Origin of the sequence: Zobellia galactanivorans, assembly GCF_000973105.1 — a bacterium.
In the GTDB taxonomy this organism is placed as follows: Bacteria; Bacteroidota; Bacteroidia; order Flavobacteriales; family Flavobacteriaceae; genus Zobellia; species Zobellia galactanivorans.
On sequence record NC_015844.1, the window covers coordinates 2887669 to 2900033 of the forward strand.

The window sequence follows — 12365 nt, forward strand, 5'->3', positions numbered from 1 at the left end:
AATCTGAAAAATAAAAAAACAGACGGTTTTGCTGTAGGAAATTTACGAACTAACCTGCTTGTTTTTGGTCAATAATCGTTTGATCTCGTTTAGTTTCATAAGGGCTTCAACCGGTGTTAAGGTATTGATATCGAGGTGGGTTATTTCTTCCTTTATCTGTTCGAGCAAGGGGTCGTCTAGATTAAAGAAGCTCAATTGCATCTCGTCTTGGGCACTTTGTAATTTATCGGTGAGCTCTTCGCTTGAGTGCGATTTTTCAAGTTTTTTTAAAATTTTGTTTGCCTTTCGGATTACTTGGGACGGCATTCCGGCCATTTTTGCTACGTGAATGCCGAAACTATGCTCGCTTCCGCCTTCGGTCAATTTTCGAAGAAAAAGTACATTGTCTTTTAATTCCTTTACCGAAACGTTGTAGTTTTTGATGCGCTCAAAGGTGGTCGCCATTTCGTTGAGTTCGTGATAGTGTGTGGCAAAAAGCGTCTTGGCCCGTGCCGGATGCTCATGTAGGTATTCACTAATGGCCCAGGCAATGGAAATACCGTCGTAGGTGCTTGTACCCCTTCCGATTTCGTCGAGCAAGACCAAACTGCGCTCCGATAGGTTGTTCAAGATAGAGGCGGTCTCGTTCATTTCTACCATAAAGGTAGATTCGCCCATAGAAATGTTGTCGCTCGCCCCGACACGGGTGAAAATTTTATCCACATAGCCGATTTCGGCAGCCTCTGCCGGCACAAAAGAGCCCATTTGGGCCAAGAGTACGATCAAGGCCGTTTGTCTAAGGATGGCCGATTTACCGCTCATATTGGGTCCGGTGATCATTATGATCTGTTGCTCGTCTCGGTTGAGGGTCACATCGTTCGCAATGTAGGCCTCTCCCAAGGGCAATTGTTTTTCTATGACCGGATGCCTACCGTTCTTGATGTTGATTTCGGTTGTATCGTTAATGACAGGCTTGGCATAATTGTTCTCTTTGGCAAGCTGGGCAAAGCCGCAAAGACAATCGAGTTGGGCTATCTGCTGTGCGTTGTTCTGTACGGGGGCAATATACTCTTGGGCCCAGACCACCAATTGTGAGAACAGTTGTTGTTCGAGGCTAAGAATGCGCTCCTCGGCCCCAAGGATCTTTGATTCGTACTCTTTTAGTTCTTCGGTGATATAGCGCTCGGCATTGACCAAGGTCTGTTTGCGGATCCACTCCTCGGGCACCTTGTCTTTATGTGTGTTCCGTACTTCGATGTAGTAGCCGAAAACGTTGTTCGAGGCAATTTTTAATGAGGTAATGCCCGTGCGTTCGCTTTCGCGGGCGAGCATTTTATCTAAATAGTCCTTTCCTGAAAAGGCGAGGCCCCTAAGTTCGTCAAGTTCATCGGAATAACCATCGGCGATGGTCTTGCCCTTAGGGATGTGTACGGGAGCCTCTTCGTTGATCATTTCCTTGATCTTGTTGCGGAGCATATCGCACGCGTGCAATTGGTCGGAAATAAGCTGGAGGGCCTCGTCATTACTTTGGGCCGTTAGTTGTTTGATAGGGATGATGGCCTCGAGCGAATTTTTGAGCTGTACAATCTCTTTTGGGTTCACTTTTCCGGTCGCCACCTTTGATATGAGGCGTTCAAGGTCGCCCATCTGTTTGATCCGTTGCTGTATTTTCAGCAAGGTGTCGTCATGGTCGTGTAAATAAGAAACTACCTGGTGCCTACGGTTTATCTTTTCGGTATTCTTTAAGGGAAGTGCCAGCCATCGTTTGAGCATACGTCCGCCCATGGGTGACAAGGTCTTGTCTATGATGCTTAAAAGGGTTACCGCATTTTGGTTGGTAGAATGGTAAAGCTCTAGGTTTTTGATGGTAAAACGGTCCATCCAAATGTGCTCTTCTTCGGCAATGCGCTTTAGGCTGTTGATGTGTTGCAACTGCCGGTGCTGCGTTTCCGAAAGGTAGTGCAAGACTACGCCCGAAGCAATGATACCGTGTCCTAAATGGTCAACACCGAAGCCCTTTAGGGTGCTGGTGTTGAAATGGTTGGTAAGGGTCTCTTGGGCATAGTCGTTCTGAAAGACCCAATCTTCCATATAGAAGGTGTGGAACTGATTTCCGAAAACCTCAAGAAATTCCTTTTTGTATTTTTTGGGAACCAACACCTCGTTCGGGGCAAAGTTCTGCAAGAGTTTGTCGATCTGTTCTTCGGTTCCTTCGGAAGTGAGGAATTCCCCTGTGGAAATATCGACGAAGGAAACCCCTAAGAGCTTTCTTCCAAAATGAACGGCACAAAGGAAGTTGTTGGACTTGGCGCTTAGTATATCGTCGTTCATGGCTACCCCGGGTGTAACGAGCTCCGTAACACCGCGCTTCACGATCGTTTTGGTCATTTTGGGATCCTCTAGCTGATCACAGATGGCCACGCGCTCACCGGCCTTTACCAATTTGGGCAAATAGGTGTTTAGCGAATGATGAGGAAAACCTGCCAGTTCGGTACGGTCGCCACCATTGTTTCTATGGGTGAGTATAATGCCCAGAATTTTAGAGGCCCTTACGGCATCTTCCCCAAAAGTCTCATAGAAATCCCCTACGCGAAACAATAGTAGGGCATCAGGATACTTCGTCTTGATGGCGTTGTACTGTTTCATCAAAGGTGTAACCTTTTTTGTTTTTTGCGATTTTCCCAAAGCGATCTGAATAGTTTAATTTTACAGCGAAAGTCCGTAAAACGAAAGTACTATTTTTTCAAGGGAAGATAAACCATTGTTGATATTTGAGGATAAGTTTATCTTCGGCGTTTTACCGGATCGGTAACCTTTAAAACACTCCCTTAACGGAGGTACAGTATGCGAAAACTCAAGAACGAAGAATTGAACCGATTAGATGTCGAAGCCTTTAAACAGGCCGATAAAACCCCTATTGTTATTGTGTTGGACAACATCAGGAGTTTGAACAACATCGGTTCGGTCTTTAGAACTTCCGATGCCTTTTTGATCGAAAAGATATACCTCTGCGGTATTACCGCACAGCCGCCCCATAAAGACATTAGAAAAACGGCCCTTGGGGCTACCGAAAGTGTAGATTGGGCCTATGAGGAAAATACAGTGGAGCTTGTAGAAGCGTTGAAGGCCGATGGGTATACCGTCTTGGCTATTGAACAGGCCGAAAATGCCGTAATGTTGAACGCACTTGAAATAGATGCGGATAAAAAGTACGCCCTAGTATTCGGGAACGAAGTTAAAGGGGTGTCGCAAGAGGTGGTGAGCGCCAGTCACAATGTGGTGGAGATTCCCCAATACGGAACCAAGCACTCCTTGAATATTTCGGTGAGTGTGGGCGTGGTGGTATGGGACCTGTGGTCTAAACTAAATGCCTTAAAGGCCTAATTCGGCAAGTGAACGGCAAACTTGGAGATCTTGTCAATAATGGTGTCGTAATCTTCTTTGCGTTCCACAAAATCAAGGTCGCCCAATTCAATGATCAGGTTGTTCTGCTCAGGATAGCCCTTGATGAATTCAAAATACCCTTTATTGATCTTTTGGAGATAATCGGGGGCAATTTTTTGTTCGTAATCCCGGCCTCTTTGTTTGATGTTATCGAGCAAACGCTCCGTCGTTTGATACAGGTAAACGTATAAACGGGGCTTCTTTACCTCTTTGTACATGAGGTGGAAGAGTTTTCGGTACAGTTCAAATTCTTCTTGCTGTAGCGTGATACGGGCAAATATAAGGGACTTGTATATGTCGTAATCGCTTACCATGAATTTTTTGAACAGGTCGTACTGAGAGGTGTCGTCGGTAAACTGCTGGTACCTGTCGGCCAAGAAAGACATTTCCAAAGGAAAGGCATACCGACTTTGGTCTTCGTAAAATTTTGGCAGAAAGGCGTTGTCGGCAAAGCGTTCCAAGACCAATTTGCCACTGAAATCTTCGGCGATTTTGTTGGCCAAGGTGGTTTTACCGGCCCCGATGTTCCCTTCGATGGCTATAAAGTTCAAATGGGCAAAAAGGTCGGCCCTGTTCTTGTGCAATCGGTAGGTCGTGCGTTCAAGTTTGCCCTTGTCACGGCATTCTTGAATGAGGTTGCGGGTGTCTTTGTTCAGTACCGGGTGATAGAACTGGGGAGCGATATCCGCCAAGGGTTTTAATACGAACTTACGGTAGGTGAGTTCGGGGTGTGGTATCACCAAGTTTTCTGAAATAAAGGTTTCCCTTTCGTAATATAGAATATCGATGTCGATAGACCTCGGATGGTAGCCGTCTTCCGAAGACCGCACTCGTCCGAGTTTGGTCTCAATGTTCAAAAGGGTGCGCAAAAGCTCCTGTGGGGCCATGACCGTTTTGATCGATATACAAATGTTCATAAAGTCGCTAGACTCAAAACCCCAAGAGCTTGTTTGATATACATGCGATATCTTCTGCACTTCTCCGGCGGTATTGTGTATAGCGAACACTGCATCCTGCAGGTTGTTCAAAGTGTCACCAAGATTGCTTCCTAGTGAGAGGTATACTGTTTTGGGGTCATTCATAATATAAGGCAAAGTAACAAAAAGTAGAGGTGAGTTCATTATCTTTGGATAAAAATACTAACCTAATTTTCATGAAATTTTTAAGAAATCTCTTGGCGGCCATCATAGGCTGCCTTATTGCTTTTGGTGTTGTGTTTGTTATGTTCATTATCTTTATTGGTATCGTGGGCAGTTCTGAAGACACGGTGACCATAAAGAAAAATTCGGTTTTAGAGCTGCAGTTAAAACGTCCGATCAGCGATTATGTGGGAGATAATGCAATGGATCCTTTTGCCGGGGCATTGTATGAGCAGTCACAAGGACTTGATGAAATCTTACATGCCATTTCTGTGGCAAAGGACGATGACGATATCAAGGGCATTAGTATCAACAATAATTTTATGATGGCGGGACTTGCCCAAACGCAGGCCATCCGCAAAGCACTTGAGGCATTCAAGGCCAGTGGTAAATTCGTTTATACCTATGGTGATTTTTACATGCAGAAAGATTACTACCTGGCAAGTGTGGCCGATTCTATCTTTATGAACCCGGTCGGGGCCTTAGATTTTAGGGGCTTGTCTTCGGAAGTGTTGTTCTTTAAAGATTTACAGGAAAAGACAGGGGTGAAAATGGAAGTCATACGCCATGGAAAGTATAAGAGCGCCGTTGAGCCTTTTATATCAAATGAAATGAGCGAGGCCAACCGTACCCAAATTAAAGAGTTGATAGGTTCGCTGTGGAATTCAATGCTGGAAGATATTTCTAAAGGAAGGAATATACCTTCTGCCGACCTGAACGTCATTGCCGATACCTTGGGGGGAAGAACCCCTGAATATGCCAAGGAAACAGGACTGTTGGACGGAGTAATTTTCTTTGATCAATACCAGCAGAAACTCAGGAATGCGTTGAACCTTGGTGAAGATGACGATATGAACGTGGTTTCACTAGACGACTATGTCATTCGTTCGAACAAGAAAATCGTTAAAAAAGGAGCCGATAAAATCGCCGTTATTTTTGCACAAGGTGAAATATTGTATGGTGAAGGAGGTCCTGATATTATAGGTCAGGGCATCATCAATGAGGCGATCATAGAAGCCAAGGAAGATGATAAGGTAAAGGCCATTGTACTCAGGGTAAATTCCCCGGGGGGCAGTGCTTTGACCTCCGATATAATTTGGCGGGAAATCGAATTGGCCCGAGAGAAAAAACCTGTGGTGGTGTCCATGGGGAATGTGGCCGCTTCGGGAGGGTACTATATCGCCGTGGGTGCGGATAAAATTTTCGCGGAACCCACAACCATTACGGGTTCCATAGGTGTTTTTGGAACCATACCCAATATGAGTGAACTGGCCGGGAATATCGGTATCAACGCCGAGCAGGTAGGAACCAACAAAAACTCGGTTGAATACTCCCTTTTTGAACCGATGACCGATAATTTCAGGAACTATGTTCAAGAAGGTATTGAGAGTACCTATAATACTTTTTTACAACGGGTAGCCCAAGGGCGTAACATTAGTATGGCCCAGGCGGATAGTTTGGCGCAAGGCCGGGTCTGGAGCGGTGTAGATGCCAAACGGATGGGACTCGTAGATGAACTGGGTAATTTGGAGGATGCCATAGCGGAAGCCGCAAATATGGCCGAGTTAGAGAATTACGGACTCAAAAAATACCCTAAATATAAATCGGGATTCGAAAGGTTTATGGAAGATTTAGGTGGAGCCAGTGCTAAAGTGAAACAAGGGATTATTGAAGAGGAAATAGGAACGGAAGCCTATTCTATATTGAAACAAGTGAAGTCCGTTATGGAAAGGGAAGGGGTTCAGGCACGCATGCCATTTGTACTTGATATCAAATAGTTTTGTTATTGAATAAAATAAAAGAGCCAGCAATATGCTGGCTCTTTTGGTATATAATAGGTGGTCTTGGTATGCTATTTTACAAGGTTGATTTCAACCCTTCTGTTTTGGGCGCGACCATCTTTGTACATGTTGGAGGCAATGGGCTTATCTTCCCCGAAACCAACGGCGGTCAAACGCGAGGCGTCGATTCCGTTTTTGATCAAGAAATCCCTGACCGACATGGCCCTAGATTCAGATAGTTTTTGGTTGGTGGCTTTGCTTCCTATGCTATCGGTATGGCCTTCCACACTGAACTTCGCATCCGGATATTCTTTTAAGATGCTTATGATGTCTACTAAAACGGCGGTAGATTCCGACTTTATACTTGCTTTTCCTGAATTGAAAAGAATGGTCTTGGCGTAATCGTTCAACTGCTTCTGTACTTCCTCGGTAACTTCGGGAGCTTCAGGACAGCCTTTGTTGGCCACGGTTCCCATCTCGTTAGGGCATTCGTCGTCTTTATCCAAAACTCCGTCGTTGTCAGTGTCGGGCCATGGGCACCCTTCGTTTTCGGCAGCTCCGGGTTCGTTCGGGCATTTGTCGTCTTCGTCAAGTACATCATCACCATCGGAATCAACAAGCGGACAGCCATCGTTCATGACTTCACCAGCTTCCTCTGGGCACTTGTCATCTTTGTCAACTACCTCGTCACCATCGGTGTCAGGCCATGGGCAACCATTGTTTTCGGCTGGGCCGAACTCATCGGGACAGTCGTCTTTTCGGTTGACGATGCCATCGCCATCCCTGTCTTTCGGTTTTCCTTGGTAAACGGGTATTTTTAATCCGGCATAAACGTCTGCAGCTTTAGAATTGTCGCTTAACAATAAGCTCATAACCGATCCGGAACCGATGTATAGAGGTCCGGCCCTAAAACCTGCGCCCCATTGTGCACCTGAACCTTGTATAAGGCTAACGGGCATGTAAAAACTGAACCATTTGCTTTCATAGCGAGGGGTAAATGATACCATGGTAGGTATTCTATTGGTATTTACCTTAGTGCTAGATCGTAAAGAGAAATCGGTGTTCAGGTTCAGGTAAAAACTCTTGTTCAGGCTATAGTCTACATTAAAATGCAAGGCCGTCGGTAAAGCGAATTTTTCTGAACTACTGGTGCCGGTCTGGGTATAGAGATTGTTTAGAAGGTCTTCGAGGTTGTCTTCGTTCTCAAAATCGTCCTCATTTACCGTTCCTGTAATGTCATAGGTGTTTTGGGTACCGTTCTTATAGTTGATGGACCCAATGTCGCTGATGGAAAGCGCGAACTTTAATTTGTATTTGTTTAGATGTTTGAAAGTATTCGAACCGTCGTTGGAGGCATAGGAGGCGTAATCTGGGCGCCACTCATAAACGACACCTAGATCGGCGCCGAAGCCGGTTGCCCCATCTACGATTTCAACTTCAAAATCTTCGAAATTATCGTCAATATTATCGCTGTGCCCGTAATTTACCTCACCGGTCGATTCAATGCTTCCGGTGGTCTGCCCTCCTGGAAGGGGAGTGCCGTCGGCATCATAATCTATAGTGACGTTTTTTCCGCTGGCATAAGCGTTGCCCAAACCTTGCAGGTATTTTAAAGAGATACCTCCCTTTAAAAAGTGCTGGTCTTTGTTCATTAACACTCGGGCATAGGTGACGCCAACTTCGGCCCAAGCATTCGCCGTAAGGTAGACATCGTCCTCGTCGATCAATAGGTCTTCGTTTTCGTCAAAATCGTTGGAGATGCTTTCAAAGGTGTTTCCGTTGATCTTATTTACGTTGTAGCCGACCCTTCCCCTTGTAAAAATGGCCAAGGAACTGGTAGGGGTGAGGTTGAACATAAACGATGGCCCTAAAACATCGGCATTTCCAAAAAAGTTGTTACTGTCTTTGGGGTATTTTTTGCCATCGGTATCAAAGTCGAAATCAGAGGTGACCACGTCGCCCAACTTTAATCCGTAGTAATCATTACTAAAGAATGTACTGGCACCTGCAATATTAATGTCCGTTTTGAACCTTGAATCCGTAATATTGGCAGGGTTGGCGATAAGGCCGTTGACACCGCTGTAGTTGTCCGTCAGATAACCGACGTACGACTGGGCTTTGGCACTTAGTCCGCCTAGAACGAGTAATGATGTAAGTATCGTTTTTTTCATGCTTGGGTTTTTTTAAGCTATTTTTGGTTTTTAGAGAGTCTTGCAATAACGGGCAATCATCGACGAAATTGTATGGTTCATCGATGATTTTAACATGAAAAAGCTTATGAATCTAAAAGATAGCCGTTTGGCGTATCAGATATATCTTTACCTAGGAGCGCTTTTTATAACTTCTTTGGTAGTCTCTAATCTTATTTTTCAGAAGTTTTTTTATTGGAATCCCTTTGGTGATTTTACTGTTTTTGGGGTCTCGTTGTTCGAGATATCGGTGGGTGTCTTGCCTTATCCGATAACTTTTTTGATTACGGATCTGATTTCGGAAATCTACGGACGGAAAAAGGCCAATCAGATTGTTACTGCAGGTATTTTTGCTAGCCTGTTCTCAATGGCCATCATCTTGGTGGCCGAAATGGCCCCGGCCATAACTTCTTCCCCTGTAGGCGATTCGACATTTACCAAGGTGTTCGCCCTTTCCCCCATAGCCGTCTTGGCTTCGATGATCGCTTATCTCTTTGCGCAGTATATCGATATTGCCATCTATCATTTTTGGAAAAGGATTACCAAGGGCAAGTACCTTTGGGTCCGGAACAACTTTTCCACTTTTCTTTCCCAGTTCGTTGATACCTTTACCGTAGTGGGGCTGCTCTGTGTTTTTGGCGTTTTGCCATGGGACCTCTTTTTTGGTCTGGTGGTAAGCGGTTTTATTTTTAAGGTTTTAATAGCGTTTCTCGACACTCCTTTTCTGTATTTCTTCGTATATATCATGCGAAAACGGTTCAAATTGGCCGTTGGGGAAGAAATAGCGCTAGAGGTATAATATTCATAGCTTTTTTGAGTTGTATCGATAGGGTTAAGAATCTTGATATGAGAGCTCAAAAAACCGCTCTTCTTTCGTTAGGTTAAGCTTGGTTTCAAGCTTGTTCTTGGCCTATGTGTTTTGTATTCCATTGCATTTTATAAATCAGTATTTGAAATAGAATTATGAAAAAGAAAATAGTTAGGATCGTAGGAGTGCTTGTATTGCTTATTGTGGCCATACTGGTGGCCGCACCCTTTTTCCTTGAATCTAAAATCGGTGAGATCATAAAGAATAACGTGAACAATAATGTGAACGCAACTCTCGATTTTTCAAAGGCCGATTTGAGCCTTATTAGTAATTTTCCCAATGCCGAAGTGGGCTTGGAAGATGTGGTTCTTTTGAATAAGGCCCCCTTTGAGGGCGATACCCTTTTTGCCGCCAAGAGCGTAGCGCTTAAAATGGGTATAGGTGAATTGTTCAAGGGGCAAGGTGAGGCTATAGGTATTAAAAGCCTAACGCTTGATGGGGCCGTGGTGAACGTTACTATAGATAAGGAAGAGAATGCGAGTTTTGATATCTCCCTACCTTCCGACGAGCCAAGTGCGCCTGCCGAGACTTCCGGTGAGGGCTTTGTCCTAGACCTGCAGTCGTATGCCATTACCAATACCAAAATTGTTTATGATGACCGCTCTACCGGTATGCGTTTGGAAATTTCCGAAATGCAGCACAACGGTAAAGGAGATCTTTCTTTGGAAAAATCGGAACTCGATACCTTTACCGAAGCTTTGGTGTCTTTTGAAATGGATAGCACCAATTACCTGAACAAAAACAAAATTCAACTCGACGCCCTTATCGGAGTGGACTTGAATGAAAATAAATATAGCTTCCTTGAAAATGAGGCGCTGATCAACCAATTGGCCTTGGTCTTTGACGGATTTATTAAACTGAACGAAAACAACCAAGAGGTCGATATCAGCTTTAAAACCCCGTCTTCGGACTTTAAAAACTTTTTGGCGGTCATTCCTGCAGAGTATTCAAAGAACATAGAAAGTGTAAAGACTACCGGAAATTTTATCTTGGAAGGTCAATTTAAAGGTATTGTCGATGAAGAGCACATCCCTAAATTCAATATAAAGATCAATTCTGAAAACGCATCCTTCAAATATCCTGATTTGCCGAAATCGGTTCGTAACGTTTTTATCGATACCGAAATAAACAACAATACGGGTATTGTGGAAGATACCTATGTTGACATTGAAAAACTGTCCTTTATGATCGACGAGGACAAGTTTAATATGACGGCCAATATCAAGGAGCTTATGGGGAACACAAAGGTAAAGGCCCATATCGATGGCAATATGAATTTGGCCAACCTTGAACAAGCGTATCCCGTGCCTGCCGACCTTGATTTAAAGGGGTTGTTGGTCGCCGATGTCAGTACGTCTTTTGATATGGCTTCCATAGAAAAGGAGCAGTATGAGAAAACAACGACCAATGGTAAGCTTAGTATCAGTGATTTTGAATATAAGTCTGCTGAGATACCCAATCCTGTAAAACTAAAAACGACAAGTTTGACCTTCAACCCGACTACGGTGACCTTGAATGAGTTGAGCGGTACTACGGGTAAGACCGATTTTAACGCGAAAGGAACCATCAAAAACCTGTTGGGCTTTATGTTCAACGATGAGAAGGTAGAGGGAGACTTTGACCTTTCATCCAATACCTTTGCCTTGAGTGATTTTATGGTCGAAGAAAATGAGGGGCAAACCCAAGAGGACAAAACGGAAGGGGCTGAAACGGGAGGCACTGAAACGGGAGGTGCTACGGAAGAAAAAATTAAGATTCCGTCATTCTTGGATGCCAACATCAATGCATCGGCCAATACTGTGCTTTATGACAACCTTACTTTAAAGGATGTAAAGGGAAATCTGCGTATAAAAGATGAAAAGGCCACGTTGACCAATATGACCTCTTCTATTTTTAATGGTACTATGGCCTTTAATGGTGAGGTTTCGACCAAGGAGGAAACTCCCACCTTTGCCATGAATCTCGACATGAAACAACTGGGAATCAGCGAAACATTCAAGTCTTTGGAGCTCTTTAAGGCGGTTGCACCGATTGCCCAGATTCTAAAAGGTACACTTGATTCCGATATAAAACTTTCAGGTAACCTTACCGATGACCTAGTGCCTGATTTATTGACCTTGAGCGGTGATATTTTTGCCGATATAATGACCAAGGAAATCGATTCGGAAAGCGCTCCCTTGCTTACCGCATTAGATAGTAAGTTGAGCTTTATCGACCTTAAACAATTGAACCTCGATGATTTAAAAACCAAGCTTAGCTTCGAAAACGGACTTGTAAGCGTGAAGCCTTTTACCGTAAAGTATAAGGATATTGCCATCAACGTTGGAGGTAGCCATACCTTTGACAAGAAGATGGATTATAAGGCGACTATGGAAGTGCCGGCGAAATACCTCGGTAGTGACGTGAACAAACTGATTTCACAAATAGGCGAGGACGACTTAAAAGATTTGACGATTCCCGTTGTAGCCAGTATTGGAGGTAATTATGATAATCCTAGTGTAAGCACCGACCTGAGCTCAGGGGTAAAGAACTTGACCGGTCAATTGGTGGAAATTCAAAAGCAAAAACTTATCGGTAAAGGAAAGGATAAGGCCAAAGATCTATTGAGCGATGTGTTGGGAGGAAACAATTCTGAAACGGATTCTACCAAAACTTCGACCAAAGATGGTGTGAAAGAGGTCTTGGGCGGTCTTTTGGGAGGAAGTAAAAAAGATACGACCGAGGTGAAAGCGGATTCGGCCACGCCTAAGAAAGATGAAGGTGTGGTCAAGGAGAAGGCCAAGGACATATTGGGCGGTCTCTTGGGAAAAAAGAAAAGTGAATAACAAAACGGATAGCCTTCTTTCTTTGGCTCCTTTTGTTGTTTCCGATAAAAAATATAAAAAAGGTAAACCGACTAATGGCCCCCAATCGCTTAAAAAGTGACTGGGGGCTTTTTTGATAGGAAAACTTTCAACAGCCTTTT

The 12365-nt window shown here is 44.1% G+C and carries 7 protein-coding genes; 4 read left to right on the forward strand and 3 right to left on the reverse strand.

What is annotated here, in order from left to right; all coding sequences use genetic code 11:
- Nucleotides 1-42: 42 nt before the first annotated feature.
- The gene (gene mutS / locus ZOBGAL_RS11540) at nt 43-2625 is read right to left on the reverse strand and encodes a DNA mismatch repair protein MutS (RefSeq protein WP_046287892.1); all 2583 of its coding nucleotides are present in this window, start codon (nt 2623-2625) and stop codon (nt 43-45) included.
- 198 nt (nt 2626-2823) lie between these two features.
- Here mutS and ZOBGAL_RS11545 point away from each other — a divergent pair, with 198 nt between their 5' ends.
- Nucleotides 2824-3363, forward strand: a complete 540-nt coding sequence (locus ZOBGAL_RS11545) for an RNA methyltransferase (RefSeq protein ID WP_013993789.1) — start codon at nt 2824-2826, stop codon at nt 3361-3363.
- Here the strand turns inward: ZOBGAL_RS11545 and folK are convergent.
- Nucleotides 3360-4505 carry a 2-amino-4-hydroxy-6-hydroxymethyldihydropteridine diphosphokinase gene (gene folK, locus ZOBGAL_RS11550; RefSeq protein WP_046287464.1) on the reverse strand — a complete coding sequence of 382 codons (1146 nt, stop codon included), beginning with the start codon at nt 4503-4505 and terminating at the stop codon, nt 3360-3362. The two genes, ZOBGAL_RS11545 and folK, sit on opposite strands and share 4 nt — an antisense overlap.
- Nucleotides 4506-4576: 71 nt before the next feature.
- Here folK and sppA point away from each other — a divergent pair, with 71 nt between their 5' ends.
- The gene (sppA, locus tag ZOBGAL_RS11555; RefSeq protein ID WP_013993791.1) at nt 4577-6340 is read left to right on the forward strand and encodes a signal peptide peptidase SppA; all 1764 of its coding nucleotides are present in this window, start codon (nt 4577-4579) and stop codon (nt 6338-6340) included.
- A 74-nt stretch (nt 6341-6414) separates the two neighbouring features.
- Here the strand turns inward: sppA and ZOBGAL_RS11560 are convergent, their stop codons facing one another.
- A complete protein-coding gene (locus tag ZOBGAL_RS11560; RefSeq protein WP_013993792.1) occupies nt 6415-8514 on the reverse strand; it encodes an OmpA family protein in 2100 nt (699 codons plus the stop codon).
- A 106-nt stretch (nt 8515-8620) separates the two neighbouring features.
- On the opposite strand from ZOBGAL_RS11560, the gene ZOBGAL_RS11565 reads away from it, so the two are divergent.
- Together ZOBGAL_RS11565 and ZOBGAL_RS11570 are read left to right on the forward strand one after the other, a co-directional pair.
- Nucleotides 8621-9331 (forward strand): queuosine precursor transporter, encoded by a 711-nt coding sequence (locus ZOBGAL_RS11565; protein WP_046287893.1) that lies wholly within the window; start codon nt 8621-8623, stop codon nt 9329-9331.
- Nucleotides 9332-9495: 164 nt separating this feature from the next.
- A complete protein-coding gene (locus tag ZOBGAL_RS11570; protein WP_013993794.1) occupies nt 9496-12225 on the forward strand; it encodes an AsmA family protein in 2730 nt (909 codons plus the stop codon).
- The last annotated feature ends 140 nt before the right edge of the window (nt 12226-12365 follow it).

Excerpts from the sequence above, each read along its gene's own strand:
- mutS (WP_046287892.1), bottom strand. The coding sequence starts at position 2,625 with ATGAAACAGTACAACGCCATCAAGACGAAGTATCCTGATGCCCTACTA.
- ZOBGAL_RS11545 (WP_013993789.1), top strand. The coding sequence starts at position 2,824 with ATGCGAAAACTCAAGAACGAAGAATTGAACCGATTAGATGTCGAAGCC.
- folK (WP_046287464.1), bottom strand. The coding sequence starts at position 4,505 with ATGAATGACCCCAAAACAGTATACCTCTCACTAGGAAGCAATCTTGGT.
- sppA (WP_013993791.1), top strand. The coding sequence starts at position 4,577 with ATGAAATTTTTAAGAAATCTCTTGGCGGCCATCATAGGCTGCCTTATT.
- ZOBGAL_RS11560 (WP_013993792.1), bottom strand. The coding sequence starts at position 8,514 with ATGAAAAAAACGATACTTACATCATTACTCGTTCTAGGCGGACTAAGT.
- ZOBGAL_RS11565 (WP_046287893.1), top strand. The coding sequence starts at position 8,621 with ATGAATCTAAAAGATAGCCGTTTGGCGTATCAGATATATCTTTACCTA.
- ZOBGAL_RS11570 (WP_013993794.1), top strand. The coding sequence starts at position 9,496 with ATGAAAAAGAAAATAGTTAGGATCGTAGGAGTGCTTGTATTGCTTATT.